The sequence below is a fragment of the Pseudacidovorax sp. NFM-22 genome (genome assembly GCF_021401245.1).
GTDB lineage: Bacteria > Pseudomonadota > Gammaproteobacteria > Burkholderiales > Burkholderiaceae_C > Xenophilus.
In genome coordinates, this window is sequence record NZ_JACBFY010000003.1 from 687,197 (window position 1) to 706,936 (window position 19,740).

At 67.9% G+C, this 19,740-nt stretch carries 21 protein-coding genes and 2 pseudogenes; 18 read left to right on the top strand and 5 right to left on the bottom strand.

Features of this window, described 5'->3' with window-relative positions:
- Window positions 1–84 precede the first annotated feature (84 nt).
- From L0984_RS14285 to L0984_RS29995, 5 genes and pseudogenes are all read left to right on the top strand, one after another.
- Entirely contained in the window at window positions 85–981 is an 897-nt protein-coding gene (locus L0984_RS14285; RefSeq protein ID WP_234194283.1) for a LysR family transcriptional regulator, read from the top strand.
- Window positions 982–1,608: 627 nt separating this feature from the next.
- Window positions 1,609–2,139: a RadC family protein gene (gene radC, locus L0984_RS14290; protein WP_234194284.1), complete on the top strand. Its 531-nt coding sequence runs from the start codon at window positions 1,609–1,611 to the stop codon at window positions 2,137–2,139.
- Window positions 2,140–2,394: 255 nt separating this feature from the next.
- The gene (locus tag L0984_RS14295; protein ID WP_234194285.1) at window positions 2,395–2,787 is read left to right on the top strand and encodes an ATPase; all 393 of its coding nucleotides are present in this window, start codon (window positions 2,395–2,397) and stop codon (window positions 2,785–2,787) included.
- Between the two features lie 727 nt (window positions 2,788–3,514).
- Entirely contained in the window at window positions 3,515–3,823 is a 309-nt protein-coding gene (locus L0984_RS14300; RefSeq protein ID WP_234194286.1) for a DUF736 domain-containing protein, read from the top strand.
- A 289-nt stretch (window positions 3,824–4,112) separates the two neighbouring features.
- Window positions 4,113–4,384, top strand: a pseudogene (locus tag L0984_RS29995) (DUF2958 domain-containing protein); the annotation flags it as partial.
- A 474-nt stretch (window positions 4,385–4,858) separates the two neighbouring features.
- Here the strand turns inward: L0984_RS29995 and L0984_RS14310 are convergent.
- Window positions 4,859–5,137, bottom strand: a complete 279-nt coding sequence (locus L0984_RS14310; protein ID WP_234194287.1) for a helix-turn-helix domain-containing protein — start codon at window positions 5,135–5,137, stop codon at window positions 4,859–4,861.
- A 231-nt stretch (window positions 5,138–5,368) separates the two neighbouring features.
- On the opposite strand from L0984_RS14310, the gene L0984_RS14315 reads away from it, so the two are divergent.
- From L0984_RS14315 to L0984_RS14325, 3 genes are read left to right on the top strand one after another with little or no spacing between them, the layout of a single operon-like run.
- The gene (locus L0984_RS14315) at window positions 5,369–5,698 is read left to right on the top strand and encodes a helix-turn-helix domain-containing protein (RefSeq protein ID WP_234194288.1); all 330 of its coding nucleotides are present in this window, start codon (window positions 5,369–5,371) and stop codon (window positions 5,696–5,698) included.
- 53 nt (window positions 5,699–5,751) lie between these two features.
- Window positions 5,752–6,429: a helix-turn-helix transcriptional regulator gene (locus L0984_RS14320; protein ID WP_234194289.1), complete on the top strand. Its 678-nt coding sequence runs from the start codon at window positions 5,752–5,754 to the stop codon at window positions 6,427–6,429.
- Window positions 6,426–6,971, top strand: coding sequence for a DUF6036 family nucleotidyltransferase (locus L0984_RS14325; protein WP_234194290.1), 546 nt, complete (start codon window positions 6,426–6,428; stop codon window positions 6,969–6,971). Before L0984_RS14320 ends, L0984_RS14325 begins: the two co-directional genes overlap by 4 nt.
- 106 nt (window positions 6,972–7,077) lie before the next feature.
- Here L0984_RS14325 and L0984_RS14330 read toward each other — a convergent pair whose 3' ends face one another.
- Complete coding sequence (locus L0984_RS14330) at window positions 7,078–7,482, bottom strand: IS66 family transposase (protein ID WP_370645978.1); 405 nt, start codon at window positions 7,480–7,482, stop codon at window positions 7,078–7,080.
- Between the two features lie 379 nt (window positions 7,483–7,861).
- Here L0984_RS14330 and L0984_RS14335 point away from each other — a divergent pair, with 379 nt between their 5' ends.
- From L0984_RS14335 to L0984_RS14375, 9 genes and pseudogenes are all read left to right on the top strand, one after another.
- On the top strand, window positions 7,862–8,209 hold the full coding sequence (locus tag L0984_RS14335) for a DUF2958 domain-containing protein (protein WP_234194291.1): 348 nt from the start codon (window positions 7,862–7,864) through the stop codon (window positions 8,207–8,209).
- A gap of 81 nt (window positions 8,210–8,290) precedes the next feature.
- Window positions 8,291–8,494 carry a transcriptional regulator domain-containing protein gene (locus L0984_RS14340; protein ID WP_234194292.1) on the top strand — a complete coding sequence of 68 codons (204 nt, stop codon included), beginning with the start codon at window positions 8,291–8,293 and terminating at the stop codon, window positions 8,492–8,494.
- Between the two features lie 22 nt (window positions 8,495–8,516).
- Complete coding sequence (locus tag L0984_RS14345) at window positions 8,517–9,110, top strand: DUF2285 domain-containing protein (RefSeq protein WP_234194293.1); 594 nt, start codon at window positions 8,517–8,519, stop codon at window positions 9,108–9,110.
- A gap of 92 nt (window positions 9,111–9,202) precedes the next feature.
- On the top strand, window positions 9,203–9,496 hold the full coding sequence (locus tag L0984_RS14350; protein WP_234194294.1) for a helix-turn-helix domain-containing protein: 294 nt from the start codon (window positions 9,203–9,205) through the stop codon (window positions 9,494–9,496).
- Window positions 9,497–9,516: 20 nt separating this feature from the next.
- Window positions 9,517–10,323: pseudogene (locus L0984_RS14355) on the top strand (replication initiator protein A); the annotation flags it as partial.
- Between the two features lie 237 nt (window positions 10,324–10,560).
- Window positions 10,561–11,253, top strand: coding sequence for a ParA family partition ATPase (parA, locus tag L0984_RS14360; RefSeq protein ID WP_370645999.1), 693 nt, complete (start codon window positions 10,561–10,563; stop codon window positions 11,251–11,253).
- Window positions 11,250–11,513 (top strand): chromosome partitioning protein ParB, encoded by a 264-nt coding sequence (locus L0984_RS14365; protein WP_234194295.1) that lies wholly within the window; start codon window positions 11,250–11,252, stop codon window positions 11,511–11,513. Before parA ends, L0984_RS14365 begins: the two co-directional genes overlap by 4 nt.
- Window positions 11,514–11,859: 346 nt before the next feature.
- The gene (locus tag L0984_RS14370) at window positions 11,860–12,384 is read left to right on the top strand and encodes a S26 family signal peptidase (protein ID WP_234194296.1); all 525 of its coding nucleotides are present in this window, start codon (window positions 11,860–11,862) and stop codon (window positions 12,382–12,384) included.
- Window positions 12,385–12,721: 337 nt separating this feature from the next.
- Window positions 12,722–14,689 (top strand): DUF3363 domain-containing protein, encoded by a 1,968-nt coding sequence (locus tag L0984_RS14375; RefSeq protein WP_234194297.1) that lies wholly within the window; start codon window positions 12,722–12,724, stop codon window positions 14,687–14,689.
- Between the two features lie 149 nt (window positions 14,690–14,838).
- Here L0984_RS14375 and L0984_RS14380 read toward each other — a convergent pair whose 3' ends face one another.
- On the bottom strand, window positions 14,839–15,456 hold the full coding sequence (locus tag L0984_RS14380) for an acyl-homoserine-lactone synthase (protein ID WP_234194298.1): 618 nt from the start codon (window positions 15,454–15,456) through the stop codon (window positions 14,839–14,841).
- Window positions 15,457–15,711: 255 nt separating this feature from the next.
- Between L0984_RS14380 and L0984_RS14385 the strand changes: the two genes are divergently transcribed.
- Window positions 15,712–16,425, top strand: coding sequence for an autoinducer binding domain-containing protein (locus tag L0984_RS14385; RefSeq protein ID WP_234194299.1), 714 nt, complete (start codon window positions 15,712–15,714; stop codon window positions 16,423–16,425).
- Window positions 16,426–16,445: 20 nt separating this feature from the next.
- On the opposite strand, the gene L0984_RS14390 is transcribed toward L0984_RS14385, so the two are convergent.
- A complete protein-coding gene (locus tag L0984_RS14390; RefSeq protein WP_441338950.1) occupies window positions 16,446–17,384 on the bottom strand; it encodes an EamA family transporter in 939 nt (312 codons plus the stop codon).
- Window positions 17,311–19,470: an aminodeoxychorismate synthase component I gene (gene pabB, locus L0984_RS14395; RefSeq protein WP_234194301.1), complete on the bottom strand. Its 2,160-nt coding sequence runs from the start codon at window positions 19,468–19,470 to the stop codon at window positions 17,311–17,313. The genes L0984_RS14390 and pabB overlap by 74 nt, the downstream gene beginning before the upstream one ends.
- Window positions 19,471–19,740 lie beyond the last annotated feature (270 nt).

Genomic DNA, 19,740 nt, shown 5'->3' on the forward strand with positions numbered 1-19,740 from the left:
TCGTTGTCGTGAGGCGGATTCTTCGGCTCAGGGCTGGCGCTGTCTAATATCTGATTCCAGCCCTGTGATAGCAACGAGGTATCAATGGACCCCCGACAGCTGCGCCAGTTCGTGGCGCTGGCCAGCACCCTCAACTACCGCCGCGCGGCCGAGCAGCTGCACATGTCGCAGCCGCCGCTGTCGGCGTCGATCCGGCGGCTGGAGGAGCAGCTGGGCGTGCAGCTGTTCGAGCGCACCCGACGGGGCACCTCGCTCACCGCCGCCGGCCAGGCGGCGCTGGAGGATGCGCAGCGCGCGCTCTTTCATGCCGAGCAGTTCGGACGTGTCGCTGCGGCCGCCGCCCGCGGCGAGGCCGGCGATCTGCGCATCGGCTTCGTCGGCTCGGCCACCTATGCGCTCATGCCGCAACTGATGCCGGTGTTCCGCAGCCGCTATCCGGACGTGCACCTGGTGTTGGCCGAATCCACCACGCGGCAGTTGCTCGACGACGTGGAGCAGGGCCATGTGGATGCAGGCCTGCTGCGCTTTCCGGTGGCACGGGCGACGAAGGCGCGCATCCAGCCGGTGGAGCGCGACCACTTCGTAGCCGCGCTGCCCGTGCAGCATCCGCTGGCCCGGCGCACACGTCTCACGCTTTCGGCGCTGCAGGACGAGGCCTTTGTTCTGTATTCGGCAAGCGCGGTGCCGGGGCTGCATGCCATGGCGCTGCAGGCCTGCCAGCAGGCCGGCTTCATGCCGCGGGTGCAGCAGGAGGCTGTGCAGGTGCAGACCGTGGTGAGCCTGGTCGAAAGCGGCCTGGGCGTGGCGCTGGTGCCTTCGGTGGCCACGCGTCATGCCAATCGCGCCGTGGCGTTCCGGCGCTTGCATGGGCCAGGGGCGGACGTGGAGATCGGCATCGCGCTCGCCTGGCGCGCGGAGAAGGAGACGGCAGCGGCGCGGCGGTTTCGGGAGTGCCTGCTTTCGCTCGATCTGAGGCGCTGATCACTTGCCCGAGGTCCTTCGGTGTCTCGCCAGGAGGCCCAACTACACATAGGCTCCTTCACGAAGTAAGCCATCGACGGCGAGCATCAACTTGCCAGCTTGCCACGTAGTTCGGCGTCGGCCTAGGAGCCAGCACCGGCCCCCGCAACCCACGTTTTTTCCCCTGGCTCTACCGGCATCCGCGGTGGATGGAGAGATTCAGATCGAACTACAGCGTACCGGCATGACGATTTATATCGTCTGGCCCGAGGCGGCAGGTCGCGGCTAGGTCTGGCTGCGCGAGTGGCAGAGTTGCTGTGGAGCGGTGATGTGCGTGCCGGCATCTCCTGCCGTCGGGCTCTACGGGCTTCGCCCCAGGTCGACGCTGTCGTCCTGGCCATTCGGCTTCGATCCCTCACGCCTTTGGCTGTCGCTGCGCGGCAGCCTGCGCGCTGCGCTTGCTTCGACGGCAGGGGTGGTGGGGCTGGCTTGCTGGTTCCCTTCATCCTTGCACACCGTTCTCGCGGTCAAGGTCTGCGCGTGCTGTGCACGCTGGCGGCCTTGCGGCCGTCTTCGAACCTGTGACCGCTGCGCTGCGATGTGCCGGTTCCGGTCCCGGGCAATTCCGCCCGGTCACTGGAGGCCGCCATGGCGCACGATCTTTTCTCTTCCCTCGATCTTCTTGGTTCTGTTCCCGCTGCTTTGCTAATGATCCAGGATCGCTCTGGCGAATACCGACCGGCGACTACGGAAGAGCTGCTGCTGGCGGCCCAGCAGGTGTTGGCGGGTCAGGTGCGTGGTGCCGATGTGATGGACTCGCCGGCTGCCGTGCGGGCGTTCCTCAAGCTGCGTCTGGGTGTGCTGCCGCATGAGGTGTTCGCCGTGATCCACCTGGATGCACAGCATCGGGTGCTGGACTACGTCGAGATGTTCCGGGGCACGGTGAACCAGACGTCGGTGTTCCCCCGCGAGATCGTCAAGGAGGCGCTGGCCCGCAACGCGGCGGCGCTGCTGCTGGTGCACAACCATCCTTCGGGTGCGGCGGAGCCCTCGCGTGCGGACGAACTGTTGACGCGGACGCTCAAGGAGGCGCTGGCGCTGGTGGATGTGCGGGTCCTCGATCACCTGATCGTTGCCGGGCCGACGGTGCTCTCGTTCGCGGAGCGCGGCTTGCTGTGAGAGGAGGGGCTCAGCCCCTTTTTCTGTTCGACGTTTCCGCGAGGGCGCCTCGGCATGAGGCACCTTGCGCGCTGATGTCGTGCTGGAACCGGACGGCTTGCTGCTCCCCTCATCCTGTCACGGCGTGCTCGGTCGTCAAGGGCGGCGCGCCGTTGGCGCTTGCGGCCGCGCGGCCGCCTTCGGCCCCTGACCACCTGCGCTGCGCCGTGCGGATCACGGTCCCGGGCAATCCCGCCCGAACAACCGGAGGTCCTCATGGACGAAAAATCTTACGTGTCGCTGGAGCGGAGGCTGTGCCTTGTTTGTGGCCTGCCTTTCGATACCGGCAACCTGCTGCTGGACAAGCGCCTGCGCTCGAGCATGGCGCATCACACGACCACCGGCTGGGGCCTGTGCGCCGAGCATCAAGCGCTCTTCGACGACGGCTTCGTCGCGCTGGTCGAGTGCGATCCCGAGCGCAGTGGCGTGTCGGCTGGCGTCGGGACGCTCAGGCCTGAGCAGGCCTATCGCACAGGGCGCCTCGCCCATCTTCGAAAGGAGGTGTTCATGCGTCTGTTCAATGCATCCATCGCAGACGAACAGGCTTGTGTCTTCGTCGAGCCGGGTGTGATCGCACAGTTGGAGACGATGGTGTCTGCGCCGCGCTGATCGGTCGCGATGACCGATGACGCGCCGCCCGTTCTGGGCGGCGCGTCGTGCGCATCGACCTGGAGGCGGACTTCCTGTGTCGGACCTTGGGCACCGGAGCGCCTAAGACGGTGACCTTCGATGCCTGCTGGAAGTGGCGGCATCCTTCCATGCAACCGCGGAACCTGCGCGTCGCATTCGTGGCGGACAACAGGGCTATTCCGTTGGCGCGGCCCCGATGGCGGCAGAGGGTGGCGAGGGCCAGCCATTCCGACGGTCGTCGTCCGCAGAGATCCCATGCGCCATCTCGGTCGCGCGACGTTGCCGCCGACGAATGACGTGCAGCGCGCTTCTGCGTCACAAGTCACGGCATCCACCGTGCGTTGCGCGATCCGTGCTTTCGTGCCGAAGGTGCAAGCCATGCGGCGAGGGCCTGTGCCATAGGTTCCGTTCGAGGGGCGGTCCGCTCCCACGGCCTTGTCTTTGAGCGTGAATCCTGGCGTGGGCACGGCAGGCCTGCGCGCCGCTCTGCTGCGCTTCGGCCAGCCTCGGCCTTGACCGCGGCAACCGGCCTGCCCAACAAATTTCCCCTGCGCTGCGCGCATTCCTCGCGAGGCAAATTTGCCGGGCCTGCCGGTCCTCCACTGCGTTGCGGCCTCCGGTGCGACGCGCCCGACCCGCGCCGGTCGGATCACCGCACAAGGCCGCGACGGGCGCGGACCTGGCAACCACTTCGAAAGGAAACACCATGAGCACCATCGGCCAATTCACCGCCTCGGGCAACAGCTACACCGGCACCGTGCGCACTCTCACGCTGAACGTCAAGGTCCGCATCGTGCCCAATGACAAGGGCAGCGACAACGCGCCGGACTTCCGCATCGTGACCGGCAACGGGCTGGAGATCGGCGCGGCCTGGAAGAAGGTCAGCCGTGAGGAGCGGCCTTACCTCTCGGTGACGCTCGATGACCCATCGTTCCCGTCCACCATCTATGCCCGCCTGGTCGAAGGCGAAGAAGGGGCGCACCAGCTGATCTGGACACGCTCCAAGGCCAACTGATCGTCGTCCTGGGCGCCCCGCTTCAGCGGGGCGTCATGCTGCTGGATTGCCGCAGCCAGGGTGCGCTCGCTGAATGGGCATGTCTCGGTCGCTGGCGCATGTCCGGTTCTGCGCGAAGACACTTTGGGGGCCTTACGTCTTTCTGGATCCGTCAGGAGGCGTGAGCCCGTGAAAGCTGGAAGGATAGAAGCCGTTCGTCGGGTGATCGGATTGCCGTGTTCGCGTGAAAGCGTGTTTGTGCTTTTGCGGCGGTTGTGCGTCTGCGGCGATGCCACACCTCGCTCTCGTGCTGGCGCATCGAGCCACCCGGCCACGCGTGTCCGGGCGTCTCGACCCTCTCGGGCGTCGATCGCTGACGCCTCCGCGCCTGCCGGCGCTGCGCGTGGTCACGCTGTTCACGCCTGATGCCGGCGCCACCTGGTTGTTGACGGAGGTCGATCCGGAGAATCCGGATCTTGCCGTCGGGCTGTGTGACCTAGGCTACGGGTGTCCTGAACTGGGTTGAGTGAGCCCGGCGCAACTGCCGGGCTGCTCATCGAGCGGGACCTGGGCTTCCGCAGCCGATGCAGCCGCTCGTGGCGCCCCATCGGGTGCAGCTGGATCCGGAGTGCACCGCCCAATGCGAACGTCCAGGACTCGTGGCTGCACTGCATGCGCCTGCTGGCCCGTCAGTTCAGTTCTGATGCGGGCCGCAGATCATGGATCTAAATCCTGGCGACTCCCTGCTGTTCGTCGCCAATGTGCTGCATGGCGTCGAAGCAGTGCCTATCGGCGGGCTTTCCAACGCTGTGGCGTTCGCGCTGCGGGCATGAGTCCTCTGGGCGGGCCAAGTGCGAAAGTGCGGCAGGCCACGACGGCCGTACGCATCAGCGACGGCCGGCGAAACGATGACACTGCTGAACTGCGACGCAGTTCTCAGAGTGGCGCTCTGTCGCCGAGAACAGTCGCTTGTGGCCGGCTACGAACGACGGGCAGACTTGCATCCCCCAACAAGATGCGGGGCTGCCTGGCCACAGGTTCGTCGGGCTCCTGGCGTCATTCCGCCTCTCGCAGCCATGCGAGAAACCGCCGGAGTTGATCTTCGTTGCGCAGATGCAGCTCGAGCAGAATCTCCGCGGCGATGTCATCTTCGCAGTACAGATAAGCCAGCGGCACGTTCAAAACTGCCGCGATCGCACGCGCCGTGGACAGGGAGGGTTCATGAACGCCCGTCTCGTAGCGAGAGATCCTGGCGCTAGTCGTGGACTCGTCCAAGCCCATGAGGACGCCGACGCGGTCCTGCGGCAACTGCGCGCGTATCCGTGCCTCACGCATCCGACGTCCGAAGGTTCCAGCAGAAGAGGACTGACCAGCATGTGCCACCCTACGATATTCGAAGTATTTGGGTTAAAGTTCTCTACGAAATACGTAGATTGCTTTGCGCTCCGATCTCGAAAGAACTTTGCCATGCACCGTGCTTCTCCACTGCCGCAACCCACGCCCTTCTGTATTCCACAGCGGTTGCTGGCGACAGCGCGAAGGCCCAAGCGCGGTGTTGAAGGGTCGATGGACATGCAGATCGGCGCGCATGTCCGTATTCACCGTGAGCGACTCGGCCTGTCCATGTCTGAACTGGCGCGTGTCAGCGGCCTGTCCTTGTCAATGCTGTCTCGCGTCGAGCGAGGTTTGGTTTCCCCATCGATTCAGGCACTGGCCCGGATTGCCAGCGCATTGCGGGTAAGCATGGCCGAATTGCTGGAGGATGTTTCGCCCAAGCAGAGGGCCGATGCAGGGCCGGTCGGCGCGACGTTGCAAAGCCGATCTGTGGAACGTGCGCGTCCTGATGACGTGGGCGTGCGACGCGGAGACGATTCGGTGGGCACGCGGTTGGCGTAAATTTGTCCATAATATTGGTCATCGCTTGAACAAGAGACTACAATTATGAACAAATGAACGGTAGCCTTCCTGTTGTTCTTGAGCGGCAACTGCTTCTGCAGTTGGGTGATCGGCTGAAAGCCTTGCGCAAAAGCAAGGGGCTCTCCATGGCCGATGTTGCGCGAGAAGCTCAGTTGTCGCGCACCACCCTGACCGCCATCGAGGCCGGAGATCCCGGGCCTTCGATGGGCAACTACGCCCGCGTGATGTCGGTGCTGGGCATCGTGGGAGACCTGGCCTTGCTGGCTGGGGACGGCCTGCAGGCTGCGGCCGCAGGTACCGCCGGGGCACGGTCAAGACGCCGTCGGCCGACCGTTCAGGTCACGGTGAGCACCGACGAAGGCCGCCATCAGGCGCAAGACCTTCAGAGCCTGGCGTTGCACGAGGCCGCCGTTCGCATGGCGCGAGAAGATCCGGCGCTGTTGATTCAAGCGCGCGCCACGTTGCAGCGGTGGATGGATGCCGGTGCGACACGCTCTACCAGCCTCTGGCATGAGTGGGAGGCGATTTTGGCGTCCCGGTCGTGGCATAAGGTGCTGAGCCGCAGCCAGCGCGCCGCCGAGTTGCGTCAGGCGTCGCCGCTCACAGCCGTTCTGCCGGCATCCGTTCGGGCAGACGTCCTGGCCCAGGTTCACGCGCTCAAGGGTGGGGTGCAGGTCGGCGCCTGCCCGGTATCGGTGTCCGAGCCATGACGCGGGAAGAACTGGAACACATCGTCCGCGCCAGTGCCGACATCACCGATCAGTATGAGTTCGTCGTGGTCGGCAGCCAGTCCATCCTCGGCGCGCTACCCGCCGCGCCAGACGTCTTCCGCGCGTCGCGAGAGGCCGACATCTATCCGCTGCAGCGTCCCGATCTATCCGACGCCATCGATGGCGCGATAGGCGAAGGCTCGCAGTTTCACGAGACCTATGGCTACTATGCACAAGGCGTAGGCCCGGAGACGGCAGTGCTCCCGGACGACTGGATGAGCCGGGTGCACCGCGTTCAGGGGCCGGGCACCGAAGGAAAGGTGGCCTACTGCCTTGATTTCGCGGATTTGATGCTGTCCAAGGCCGTTGCGGGCAGGGAGAAGGACCGCGTGTTCTGCATGGCCATGTTCAGCCACAGGCTTGTGGCCCTCCATGACGTGCTGGCGCTTGTTCCTCGTATGAGCACGCTTGATCGCGACGAGCAGCTGCGCCTGCGCCGGACGCTGGCGCGGTGGGCTGCGGGAACATCCTCGGAAGGATAGCCTTCCGCGCTGTGGCGCCGCTCATGCGGAGCGTTTCCGTGGCGTTGGGCGACTTGGCGGGCCGACGCAAGCTAAGTGACGATGGCACAGGCTGCATCGGACTTGCTCATCGGAACGGGACGCTGGCGCTTTGCCCTTCACTTGTGCATTCAGGGGCCGGAGATTCGCTTTCAGCATTTCCGCAGCCTTGGTGCCGCTGCCAGCGGCTTTTTGGGCCGCCACTGGCAGCGGCCGCTCCCATGTCTCCCCAAGGTACGGGCCTGACAGGCTCTCGAAGATGCAGCGCGCTTGCCTGCCCGCAGACTGCCGGCGGACAACCCGTTGGATCTGGCGACTGCAAGCGACTGGATCTGTTCTCGAGCCAGTTGTTCGAAATCGGCACATCGCCATCGTCGGCGAAGTGTGTGAGCTCCTGGCAGCGCTTCAACCCTTCGTCGATCACCTTGAAGGTTGCCGAGCCGGCAGGGACCAGTTCCTGGCTTGAAGGCGTAGAGCCCATCTGTGAGTTCACGGGTTCATCGTGATTGCGTCAAAGCGTGTCTGCGCTTCTGCGGTGGTTGTGCGTCTGCGGCGTTGCCGCACCGCGCTCTCGTGCGGGCGCATCGAGCCACCCGGCCACGCGTGTCCGTGCGTCTCGACCCTGTCGGGCGTCGATCGCTGACGCCTCCTTGCTTGTCGGCGCTGCGCGCTGCGCTTGCCTGGGAGCCATGCGGAGGGAGGCTGGCTTGCTGTGATGCCCATCGTGCCACGGCGTTCTGGCCGTCAAGGTCGGCGCGCGCTGCGCACGCTGGCGGCCTGGCGGCCGTCCTGCGGAACCTGTGACGGCGGCGCTGCGCCGTGTGCTCGGCGGCACCGGGCAATCCCGCCCGGAGATCTTCGAGGACTTCGCCATGACGACACTTCTGACCGACGAACAACGTGCGCAACTGCTGGAGAACGGTTGGCAGGCGCGCGATCAGCGCGGCGCTGACCTGCGGCCCGTGGTCAAGCTGTTCACGCCCGATGCCGGAGCGACCTGGTTGCTGACCGAGATCGATCCGGAGAATCCGGATCTTGCCTTCGGGCTGTGCGATCTGGGGCACGGGTGTCCTGAGCTGGGTTGGGTGAGCCTGGCGGAACTGGCGGCCCTGGGCGGTCCGCTGGGGCTGCCCATCGAGCGGGACCTGGGCTTCCGTCCGGACAGGGGCATTGAGGCCGACGCGCGCGAAGCACGGCTGGCCGGTCGGATCGTGGCCTGAGCGAGCCCCATGGTGCGTAAAGCCACATGCGGGTCTCGGGCCCGCGGCAGCCTGTCGTCTTCGACGAACGGAGTGCGCGCCATGACGATTCATTACTCTGCCGACGCGCCCCCTGCGCCCTGGTGCGCGGGAGGCGCCTATCTGTACCTGCTGGAACTGGACGGGCCGGCGCTGGCCTGGGAATACCTTCGGCGGCACCCCGTCTACCGAGGTGGCTGGCACCAGGGGCGATGGTGCAGGTCCGATGCGGAGTTGCACCGCTGGGGCCTGCGATGTCGCCGCTGATCCTGCACGGGATGCGCGTGATGTGCATCCGTCCTGGCTGCGCGAGGAGGATGTGCTGTTGCGTGTGCGTCGCGCCCGCTGCGAGGGCGGGGTGGTCGCTGCTTCAGCGTACGGCGTCTTCGACCTGTGGCGTGTCCCCGGCGACAAGCAGTTGATGGCAGGCGCCGACGCCGTCCTGAGCGTCTCCATCGGTCCGCGACACGCGCGCTTTCTCCTCGATGCCGGGCTGTCGAGTGGCGCTCCCTTTGTCGTCACGGTGCCCTTGACGACACACCTGCGCGGGCAATTGCCAGCGTTCGAAATCGCCGCCGGATTGTTGGAGGGGCGGCCCCTGCCGGCTGCGCGCGCACGCGTCATCGGACGTGATGGGCGGCTGCACTGGAGGGCGCTGCAGGCACTCGATGCGATGCAGGCCGGGGCTTCGCACCGGGACCTTGCGGTTGCGCTTTTCGGCGCGCGAGCCGTGCGGGCGGAATGGCACGCCGATGGTGCGTTGCGTGCGCAGGTGCGCCACCTGATCGCGCGCGCCGAGGGTTTCATGCGCGGAGGCTATCTGCGCTTGGCGGGGCTGCGCCCGGCCCACGCTGGCGCCCACGGAGACGATCGCTCGTCCTGAAGCTCTCCCTGTGCGGGCCTCCGCGGTATCCGGAGACTGCCTCCCATGGGCTGTGAATGGATCACCGCCCATTCACCCCGAAGGAGGTCTCCATGGCAGCAGGACATCCGATTCCACCGTACGGCGCGGCAGGGGCTGCGCCTCAGTCTGCGTCCGCCGCATCTCCGGCCGAGCCGGAGTTCCTCACCACCGAAGAAGCCGCAGCATTGCTTCGGCTGTCGCCGCGCACGCTGGAGAAGCAGCGGGTGCTGGGCGGCGGGCCGCGCTTCCGGAAGTTCGGCGCACGGGTGGTGTACGCCCGGGCCGACCTGCGCGCCTATGCCGACCGCAACACCTTCGGCATGACTTCCGATCCGGGCTACGCGGTCCGGGATTCCGTGCGCTGAAGCGCTGCGAAGGCACGGCGATGTCGAGGTGGTCCGGCGAACGCGAGCAGCTGACGCTGTTCCGGGCGTTGCCCGTCGATGACATGGCCGTGCGCGACGCGCAGGACCTCATGGCCTATCCCTTCTTCAGCCTGGCCAAGTCGCGCCGGGTGGTGCCGATCCGATTCGAGGCCGGCGACGTGTCCCTGACGGTCGAAGGTGTGCCCGAGCATGGCATCGCCACCATCTGGGATGCCGATGTACTGATCTGGGCGGCCAGCCAGATCGTGCAGGCCCGGGACGAGGGGCGGCCGACCTCCCGCCTGATGGCGGCCACACCCTACGAGATCCTGCGCTTCGCTCAGCGCGGCACCGGCCGCACCGAGTACCTCGCGCTGCGCGCGTCGCTGGATCGGCTGCAGTCCACCACGGTGCAGACCTCCATCCGGCAGGCGGGCCGGCGCATGCACCGCTTCTCCTGGATCAATGAGTGGCGCGAGCACGTGCGGCCCGATGGCCGAAGCGACGGCATCGAGCTGATCCTGCCCGACTGGTTCTATTCCGGGGTGATCGACGACGCGCTCGTGCTCACGCTGGATCCCACCTACTTCCAGCTCACAGGTGGCATCGAGCGCTGGTTGTACCGCCTGGTGCGCAAGCACGGCGGACGTCAGCGCAAGGGCTGGCGCTTCGAGCTGCGCTACCTCCACGCCAAGTCCGGCTGCCTGCAGCGCTACCGGGACTTCGCGCTGCACCTGCGCGCGCTCGCGCGGCGCCAGGCGCTGCCGAGCTATCGCCTGGCGGTCGAGCAGCGCGGGGCGTCCGAATGGCTCGCCTTCTGGCCAGTGCGCGAGGACGACTTGTCCACAGATGCCGTGGAAGAAGCTGTGGATGGTATGGGGACGGACTCGGGAGATCGACGGCGCCAGGCACGGGAGATCGACGGCGCGCGAGTCGGGAGATCACCGGCGCCAAACCGCCTGGAAGCCGCGCCCCGCAAGGGTTTCGGCCTTCCTTAACTTGAATTCATAACAGGGACTAAATGTATGAATAGAAGAGAGACCGCGAGCTTGGCTGCTCAACAGATGGGCAGTGCCGCTTGCGTGGCGGTGCTGGGCGAGCCCGCCATCCGCAGCGGCAAGGTCATTGCACTGCTGAACCAGAAGGGCGGCGCTGGCAAGACCACGCTGTCCACGCACTTGGCCGGCGCCTTCGCCAGGCAGGGCCGGCGCGTCACCTTGATCGATGCCGATCCGCAGGGCTCCGCCTTGGACTGGGCCCAGCGGCGGCACCAGAACGGCCAGGCGCGGCTCTATGGGGTGTTCGGCTTGGCGCGGGACACGCTGCACTGGGAGGTGCCCCAGATCGCCTCTCAGGCCGACCATGTCGTGATCGACGGGCCGCCACGGGTGGCGAGCCTCGCGCGCTCCGCGCTGCTGGCTGCCGATTTGGTGTTGATCCCCGTGCAGCCCAGCGCCTACGACGTCTGGGCCACGCAGGAGATGGTGACCCTGATCCAGGAAGCGCAGGTGTTCCGGCCGTGTCTGCGTGCAGCGTTTGTGATCAACCGGCGGGTGGTCGGCACGGTGATCGGTCGCGAGGCGCGCGCCGCGCTCGCCGATCAACCGTTCGCCACGCTGCGCGCGGACATTGCGCAGCGCATCGCCTTCGCCGACTGCGTGGCGGCTGGCAAGCTGGTGTGGGAGGTGGCGCCCAAGGGGGCCGCTGCGCGCGAGGTCGCCGCGCTGGCGGATGCCGTCGAGGAGGCACTTCAATGACGGGCGGCGACGCACGCCTGCCCTCGCGGCGGACCGCCATTGGTCGCCGACCGGCCGCCGATCCAGCGACGGCCTGGGTGCATCGGGAGAATCATCACGTTGCCGAGGCGAAGGCCGCCGTGTTCACTGCGCGGCTGACCATCGATGTGACGCCGGCGCTGCGCGGGCGCATCAAGGTCATTGCCTTTCGGCGTGGCCTGACCGTGGCCGACATGCTGCGCGAATTGCTCGAAGGCGCCTATCCGGAGGGAGCGGCGTGACCGCCGATCTCGCGTTCAGCGCGGTGCCTGCGGTGATGCGTTGCCCGCGCCGCCTTCTTGGCGCGGGGGCCGGCGCGGGGTCGGCGCTTGGACGCCATGTGGCTGCCTGCAGTCGCAGCGTCGGCATGCATGCCTTGATGCGCCTCCAGGGTACCCACTGCGGCATCAGGATTTGCCGAATGTCTGCCCGCCTCGCGGCGCTTTGGTGGCTCGTCCCGCTGCGGTGCTTGAGGCCGATGGCCGGCTACGGCGTCGGCGCAGCAGTGTGTCGGCCTTGTGCGTCCCGACCCGCGTCGTCGTTGCACTGGATGCCAGGGGCGCGACCGTTGGCGCGCGAGGGGTGCGCATGATGGCCCGAGAAACCCGGGTCGCATTGCTAACTGCCACGGCGGTTGCCGTTGCAGGGGTCGCGGCGCCGTGCGTGCTGCCGCTTCGCACGCAGATCGTCTTCAACCCAAGCGCCAGTGTGGCGCGGGGCTGGTACCGCGTGGATGCCGTGCGAGCGCCTGGCTTGCTGCACGTGGGCAGCCTGGTCCTGGCCCGTTTGCCTACCTCCGCGGCGGCCCTTGCTGAGCAACGCCACTACTTGCCTGCTGGCACGCCGGTGCTCAAGCGGGTTGCGGCGGTTGCGCCTCAGACGGTGTGCATCGCGCGGCAGCAGGTGTGGATCGACGCAAGGGCGGTGGCAGTTGTGCGGATGAAGGATGGCGCGGGCCAGTCGCTGTCAATCTGGGCGCACTGTGGGCGGCTGGTCGATGGCGAACTCTTCCTGCTGGGGGACGCGCAGTTGGTGTCGTTCGACAGCCGTTACTTCGGCCCGGTTCGCGTCGATGCAGTGCTCGGCATCGCGCGTCCGCTGTGGACATGGTGAGTGGCGTGGATGTGCGTTCATCTGCGGTTCTCGGGCGCAGCCGTCCCGCCGCCAGAGCGGCGCTTCGGCAGCACTTCGACGCGCGGTTTGGCCGCTGTCCCACGACCGCGATTGACGCGACCTCGTGGGGCCCATGTCTGCGCCGTGTGGGCTGGGGCGACCTGAGGAAGCATGGGTGTCAGTGGTGCAGGGAGCGGGTTCGGGGTCGAGGGCAAGAGAAAAGGGTCGACACGTTCGTGGCCGTTTCACTCGTCTGCACAAGGGTTTGGCGCGGCACCCCGGCGGCATCGTACGTGCCGGGCAGGTGCCCCGGGCTGCGCAGCTGGGGGCGGGGGTCATGAGTCGCTCCGACGACGAGAACTTCCGCGCGCGGCCCGGGCCGCCGAGGGCGCGTGGCGGCGCGCGCCCGAAGGCCTTCGTGGCGCAGGTGCTGAAGGCCGCTTCGGCCTCCGGGGCGAAGCCCCGACGCACCGCGGGTGGGCGTCCCGCTTCGCGATTCGGGCGCGGCCGGGTGGCCGCCGGTGCGGCTGGCCGCAGGCTGCCCGCGAACACACGGCGGGTGGTTGTGAAGTCGCGCTATGTGATGTTGCGGCGCGCCGGCAAGGCGGGCGTGAGGGCGCATCTGCGCTACATCGAACGCGACGGGGTGCGACTCGACGGCTCGGCCGGCAAGGCCTACGGCGCCGACACGGACGCGGCCGATCTGGAGGCTTTCGAGGAGCGTGGCCGCGGTGACCGCCACCAGTTCCGCTTCATCGTGTCGCCCGAGGACGCGGCCGAGCTGGAGGATCTGCCGGGCTTCACCCGCCGGCTGATGCAACAGATGGCGATCGACCTGGAGACTCCCCTCGACTGGGTGGCGGTGGACCACTGGGACACGGACAACCCGCATACCCATGTGGTGCTGCGAGGACGGGTGGGCAGTGGGCGCGACGCGCGAGACCTGGTGATCGCACCGGACTACATCGCGCATGGCATCCGTCTGCGGGCGAGCGAGATCGCGACCGAGTGGCTGGGCCCCCGCACGGAGCGCGAGATCCAGCAGGGCTGGCAGCGCGAGGTCGACCAGGAACGGCTCACCGGGCTGGACCGGGAGCTTGTGCAGCGTGGCGGAACAACCGGCATCGTGACGCTGCAGGCGGCCTCTGGCGGGGCGCGGTCGGTGCTTCGCGAGAACCTGCTGCGGTCTCGCCTGCAGCGGCTCCAGGCAGTCGGCCTGGCGCATCGCACAGGCCCGCAGCGCTGGCAGCTCGACGCCGGGCTGCAGGATGCCCTGGCCACGATGGGGCGCCGGAGGGACATCGTGCGCACCCTACATCGCGCGATGGCAGGCGAGCCTCGGGAACTCGTCACGGACCCAGCCCCCGGCGCTCCGGTCGTGGGCAGGCTGCAGGCCAAGGGCCTGGACGATGAGCTGCTGGAACGCCCGTACCTCGTGATCGACGGGCTGGACGGCCGGGCCCACTACGTCACGCTACCGGTGGGCAGCGACCTGTCCGCGTTGCCCGTCGGTGGGATCGTTGCCTGCGGGCCGCCCCAGCTCGGGCGCAACGCGGACCGCCTGATCCGGGCGGCCAGCACGGACGGCCTCTACGAGGAAGCCATGCACAGGGCATCGTTGACGGCCAGCGGGCACGCCGAGCCCGATCAGGTGGTGCAGGCGTGCCGACGCCGGCTTGAGGCCCTGCGCCGAGGCGGGGTGGTTGCGCGCGTCGGTGAAGGCGTGTGGCAGGTGCCGGAGGATCTGGTCGAGCGCGCGCGTGCGCATGACGCGGCCAGAACGGCAGCGCGGGTGGTCGAGCTTCGTTCGGCGCTCACCATCGAGCAGCAAGTGGGCGCGGAAGGCGCGACTTGGCTCGATCGGCAGTTGGCGGGGACCGCGTCGCCGCAAACGCCACCGGCCCCGGCCGGCTTCGGGGCGCAGGTGCGGCAGGCGCAGGACGCGCGGTTGCGGGTGCTCGAGGCGCGCGGGTTGGTGGTGCGCCAGGGGCAGCGATGGGTGCTGGCCCGGGATCTGTTGCAGACGCTGACCGCGCGTGAGGTCCAGCGGTTCGGCGAGGAGCTCGCTGCGCGCGCGGGACGGCTCTGGCGACCCGTCAAGGATGGCGAGCGGGTGCGCGGCGTCTACCGCGATGCCGTGCAGTTGACCAGCGGGCGCTTTGCCCTGCTCGATGATGGCAAGGCGCTTCGGCTGGTGCCTTGGCAGCCGGTGATCGAGGCGCGGCGCGGTCAAGAACTGAGCGTGGTCCTGCGGGGCACTTCTGCCAATTGGGAGGTGGGCCGCGCGCGTGGCATCGGTCGGTGAGTGCGTGGACCGCTTTGTTCATGCGGTGGTGTTTGCCAAGGAGCCACGCCCGACCTCGCTGCAGGCATTTCGCTGGCGGGTTGCTTGCAGGCGAGAAGGATGGCTGCGGAGCCGAGCCTTGCGACCCTGCGCACGGTTCTTCGACAAGCTCAGCTCCGAATATGGGCGCCGGCTGCAGCATCTTTGCGCACAGGCAGGTCCTCACTGCGTCGCGCGTTCAGCGCGAAGCTGCAGGCGAACAGGTGCTGGCCATCGATGTCCATCGGCGCGCCGAGACGGGCGTAGGGGATGCCGCCGCGCCTGAGGATTCTCTCGATGGCGACCGGCGAGACGCTGACGAGTTCGCGGGCGCCATGCTGCCGTGCGTCCTGCATGGCGCGCCGCAGCAGCGCCAGTGCCGCGGGAGAACCCAAGGTGTGGCCCGACGCTGGCGGGGACGCCAGGTCGAGGGCGGCAAAGCGCGACAGCTCCCAGACATGATTGGCGCGCGGGCAAGGCTGGCCTCCCATCAGTACCGGGAACACGTCTGCGAGCAGATAGGGGCCCGTCGCCGGCAGAAGCCGGGCGCAGCCCTGGATGCGACCCTGGTCGCCAAGGGCGACCACGTGGACCGTCTGCGGCGTGTCGAAGCGGTCCCACTCGGTGCCATCCCGGGCATCGGGCAGTTTCCATCCGAGGCGCTCCACGAAGACCCGGTATCGGTAGTGCCCCAAGTCGCGCAGCAGCGCATTGCCGAGTTCAAGGGCGGTGCCCGTCACATAGACCATGAAGTCCCTCCTGATGATGTCAGGGCCATTTCAGAGGGACATGCGGCGCAGGGCTACCCGCTGGATCTGGTAGCTAGGCAATGCGCCGGATCTACAGCAGGCGGCCCGGCGGGCGCCGCGATGCGGCCTCCGCACAAGCCACGTCAGCACACAAAGGGCTGCTCACCGGTGGCACACCTGTTGCACAAAGAGTTCAGTTTTCATTAATCTTTTGTCACGGAGCGTTGTGGTTTCAGAACAGACAAGGGGAAAGTCATGGAGAGATGGGGCGGGGCGCTGCTGCAGGCGCTGCACGACAGTGCATGCATCGAGCAGGCCTTCGACGCAGTGGCGGATGCGGCACAGCAGCTGGGCTTCGACCTGTGTGCCTATGGCTACCAGTTCCCGTTGCCGTTCACGCGCAAACGCTGCTACCTGATCAGCAACTACGACCCCTGCTGGCGGGAGCGGTACAAGGAGGCCGGTTATCTGCGCATCGACCCGACGGTGCTGCACGCCCGTCGATCCCTGGAGCCGGTGCTGTGGAACGAGGTCACGTTCCGACCGGCTGCGCAGCTCTGGGACGAGGCGCGTTCCTTCGGTCTGCGCCATGGATGGGCGCAGGCGTGTTTCGGCCCGGAAGGCGGCGTTGGTCTGCTCACCCTTGCGCGTGCCGTCGAGCCGCTCACGATGTCCGAATTGCGGGCCAAGGAAATGCCCATGCGCTTCCTCGTGAACGTCGCGCACGGCGCGCTGTCGTCCTGGGTTCTGCGCTTGCCCCCAGGACTTCAGCTCGAACGACTCACGCCGCGGGAGCGCGAAGTGCTGCGGTGGGCGGCCGACGGCAAGACGTCGAGCGACACCGCTCGGCTGCTGTCCTCGTCACCGCACACCGTCGAGTTCCACATGAAGAACGCCACCCGGAAGATGGGTGCAGGCAGCCGTCCCGCGGCCACCGCACGGGCGGCCGTGACCGGGCTGTTGCGCTGAGCATCGGCGAGCTGGCGCCTTCATGCGGGATCGGGAGGCCTGCGTAGCGCCACCGCACCTGCGGCGGCGATCAGGGCGAGGCCTGCCCAGGTGGCCGCCGACGGCCGCTCGTGCCACACAAGCATGCCGAGCAGCGAGGACCACAGCAGCAGCGTGAAGCGCAGCGGCATGACCTGGCCGAGGTCGGGGCTGCGCAAGGCCTGGACGAGCAGCAGATTGCCGGCGGTGGCACCCAGTGCGGCTGCGGCCAGCCACGCGGCGTGCTGGAGTTGCACCGGCCTACCGGGTGTCGTGAATTCCCAGAGCACCCATCCGGCGACCCACACGGTCGCATTGACGAAGAGGGTCAGCTGCCGCGGCGACACCGTGGTTGGGAGTCGGCGCGTGCTCAGGTCCCGGGCCGCCAGGCACATCGCGCAGGCGAGTGCGGCCATCACGCCGAGGGGCGCAGGAGCATCGGTCCGCCAGGGCTGCACGACAAGCCAGGCGCCTGCCAGGCCGACTCCCACGGTGAGGAGCCGCGACCACTGCCACGGCGTCCATCCGAGCAGAAGGGCGGTCAGAAGCGTCAGCAGGGGGGCGGTCATGGTCAGGGCGGCGACGACCCCGAGTGGCGCGAGCCCCAGCGCCCAGGTCGCGCTGGCGGCCGCGGCGAGCTCCAGGGCGCAGCGCAGCGCGACGGCTGGGCGAAGCAGGACACCGTCCACCAGGCGCTCGCGCGCCAGCATGATCAGCGCCAGCGAGAAGGCCACGGCAAAGCTGCCGCGCACGGCCAGGACCTGCGCAAGGCTCAAGTCCTGGGCGCAGAGCTTCACGAGTGCGTCGTTGCCGGCCCAGCAGCCCATGGCGGCAGCCATGGCAAGGGGCCCGCTCCGCCCCACCGCTTCAGGCCTCGCAGGCGGGTTCATGGCCGTCCGGCGTGCTCGGATCTGGACGCTGCGCACCCTGGAGGTCGGCATCGTCGAGTGGCGCGCCGCAGGCCTTCAGCGTGTCCCACAGGGCACGTGCCTTGAGGACGATCTCTGCCACTTCGGCGTCGGCGTCCGACAGCGCCACGATCGCGCCGCCGGCCCCGATGCTCAGCATGTCGTCCTGCACGACCAGGGTGCGGATCACGATGTTCAGGCGCGCGGCGCCATTGAGCGAGAGGTAGCCGAGGCTGCCAGAGTAGATGCCCCGCGGTGCGCCCTCCAGCGCGTCGATGATGCGCATCGTGCGCTTCTTGGGCGCGCCGGTCATGGAGCCACCGGGAAAGGCGGCTTTGATGGCGTCGATGGCGGTGAGGTCGCTGCGCAGCGTGCCGCGCACCGTGCTCACCATCTGATGGACGGTGGCGAAGCGTTCGATGCCGAAGAGCACGGGCACATGGACACTGCCCACCTCGCAGCTGCGGTTGAGGTCATTGCGCAGCAGGTCGACGATCATGAGGTTCTCGCTGCGCGTCTTCTCGTCGGCATGTAGCGCCTGGGCGATCTGTTCGTCCTCCTCCGGGGTGCGGCCACGCGGAGCTGTGCCCTTGATGGGCTTGGACTCGACGGTGCGGTCGGGAAGGATGGCTAGGAAGAGCTCGGGCGAGGCGCTGAGCACCGCCAGCTCGGGCAGCGCCAGATAGGCTGCGTAGGGCGCGGCATTGCGGGTGCGCAGTGCGTGGTAGAGCTCCAGCGCTTCCACGCGACCCGCGCCGACGAGCTGGTTCGTGAGGCAGATCTCGTAGCTCTCGCCCATCCGAATCTCGTGCTGGCAACGCTCGATGAGGCGGCGGTAGTCCGCCAGGGGTGTGTGCCAGCGCATGCGCTGCAGCAGGCTGGCGGCAGCGTCGCGGCTTGCGGGCACGGCGGGCTCTGCGGCACCGGCCTCTGCCTGCAGATAGCCCGCTATCGCCTCCACCCAGTCGAGCTGGGCATCCGGAGCGCCGTGTGGAGTCAGCCAGACGATCCACATCTGGCCCTCGGCATGGTCAAAGGCCAGGAAGCGGTCGACGAACAGCCAGGCGGCATCCGGTCCTGGCGCCGCATGGGCCGCCTCGCCCTCGAGTTCCTGCTTCAGCTCGTAGCCGAGGTAGCCCACGAAGCCGCCGACGAAGTCGAAGGGCAGGGGCGCATGCACCAGCGCGGGCTCGTTGGCGAGCCGCGTGCCCAGGTAATCGAAGATGCTCTGGGGGAGGACTTCCTCGCCATCTGCATGCTGGATGCGCAGTGCATGCGTCGCGCTCTCGTAGCTCAGGTACTCGCTCTGCGGTCCGCTGCCATCGCCCATGAAGGAGAAGCGGGCGATGCCCGGACCGTTCTGGCTGCTGTCCAGCCAGAAGGCCGGACGCCGGGTTGCGAAGAGGGCCTGGTAGACCCGGGCCGGATCGATGAAGTAGTCCAGGCAGCGGGCCTGAACCTCCCACGCCGGCGGTGGGGGATCGGTCGCCTCATCCAGCGTCACGAAGCTGCCCCAGGTGTTGCGGCGGACGCGGGACTGCTGCCATTCCAGCGTCAGTTCCCGGAAGTTGCGCAGCAGCCGGGCGCCATGCTCGGTGCAGATGGACTCGGGGTGGAATTGCACGCCCCACCAGGGCTTGCGAAGATGACGCAGCGCCATCAGCGTGCCGTCGGGCGCCCAGGCCAGGGCCTCCAGGCTGCCGGGCAGCTGCGTCACCGCGAGGGAGTGGTAGCGCACCGCCTCGAAGCGGTCGGGAATGCCCTGGAAGAGGCCGCGGCCGCAGTGGGAGATGCGGTCCACGCGGCCGTGCATGGGGCGCATGGCCAGGTCGACCGTGGCACCGCAGGCATGGCCCATCGCCTGATGCCCCAGGCACACGCCCAGGATGGGCACCTCCGCCTGCGCGAGCGCATCGGCCGACAGCCCCAGGTCCGCGGGCTGCTGCGGACGCCCGGGGCCGGGCGAGATCACGATGTTGTCGAAGCCGAGGCGGGCGGCATCGGACCATTCCATCTCGTCGTTGCGCACCACGGTGGGTGCAACGCCGTTGCTGGCCGCGAGGTACTGGAACAGGTTGTAGGTGAAGGAGTCGTGGTTGTCGATCAGCAGGGTGCGCACGGTGAAGCTCCGGGTTGGCAAAGGGGAGCGGACATCCTGGCCCTGCGGTCGTGGAAAACAAGCTGCTGGAAATGGGAGGGTGGCTTGCCGCAGCGCATCGCGCCGGAGCGACCTGCGCAATGCGCTGGGCGTATCCGTCAGGCAGCAGGCGTCCAGGCATGGCGCGCATCCTGGGGCGCCATCGGTCTCACCGCAATGCGTGCACGCGATGCAACCCGCTCTCCGCGCCGTCGCCGCATGTGGCGGCCTGGCCGGGCGTCAGTCGGTCAT

Coding starts and splice junctions, on each gene's coding strand:
- L0984_RS14285 (WP_234194283.1), top strand. CDS start 85: ATGGACCCCCGACAGCTGCGCCAGTTCGTGGCGCTGGCCAGCACCCTC.
- radC (WP_234194284.1), top strand. CDS start 1,609: ATGGCGCACGATCTTTTCTCTTCCCTCGATCTTCTTGGTTCTGTTCCC.
- L0984_RS14295 (WP_234194285.1), top strand. CDS start 2,395: ATGGACGAAAAATCTTACGTGTCGCTGGAGCGGAGGCTGTGCCTTGTT.
- L0984_RS14300 (WP_234194286.1), top strand. CDS start 3,515: ATGAGCACCATCGGCCAATTCACCGCCTCGGGCAACAGCTACACCGGC.
- L0984_RS14310 (WP_234194287.1), bottom strand. CDS start 5,137: ATGCGTGAGGCACGGATACGCGCGCAGTTGCCGCAGGACCGCGTCGGC.
- L0984_RS14315 (WP_234194288.1), top strand. CDS start 5,369: ATGGACATGCAGATCGGCGCGCATGTCCGTATTCACCGTGAGCGACTC.
- L0984_RS14320 (WP_234194289.1), top strand. CDS start 5,752: ATGAACGGTAGCCTTCCTGTTGTTCTTGAGCGGCAACTGCTTCTGCAG.
- L0984_RS14325 (WP_234194290.1), top strand. CDS start 6,426: ATGACGCGGGAAGAACTGGAACACATCGTCCGCGCCAGTGCCGACATC.
- L0984_RS14335 (WP_234194291.1), top strand. CDS start 7,862: ATGACGACACTTCTGACCGACGAACAACGTGCGCAACTGCTGGAGAAC.
- L0984_RS14340 (WP_234194292.1), top strand. CDS start 8,291: ATGACGATTCATTACTCTGCCGACGCGCCCCCTGCGCCCTGGTGCGCG.
- L0984_RS14350 (WP_234194294.1), top strand. CDS start 9,203: ATGGCAGCAGGACATCCGATTCCACCGTACGGCGCGGCAGGGGCTGCG.
- parA (WP_370645999.1), top strand. CDS start 10,561: ATGGGCAGTGCCGCTTGCGTGGCGGTGCTGGGCGAGCCCGCCATCCGC.
- L0984_RS14365 (WP_234194295.1), top strand. CDS start 11,250: ATGACGGGCGGCGACGCACGCCTGCCCTCGCGGCGGACCGCCATTGGT.
- L0984_RS14370 (WP_234194296.1), top strand. CDS start 11,860: ATGATGGCCCGAGAAACCCGGGTCGCATTGCTAACTGCCACGGCGGTT.
- L0984_RS14375 (WP_234194297.1), top strand. CDS start 12,722: ATGAGTCGCTCCGACGACGAGAACTTCCGCGCGCGGCCCGGGCCGCCG.
- L0984_RS14380 (WP_234194298.1), bottom strand. CDS start 15,456: ATGGTCTATGTGACGGGCACCGCCCTTGAACTCGGCAATGCGCTGCTG.
- L0984_RS14385 (WP_234194299.1), top strand. CDS start 15,712: ATGGAGAGATGGGGCGGGGCGCTGCTGCAGGCGCTGCACGACAGTGCA.
- L0984_RS14390 (WP_441338950.1), bottom strand. CDS start 17,384: ATGCCGACCTCCAGGGTGCGCAGCGTCCAGATCCGAGCACGCCGGACG.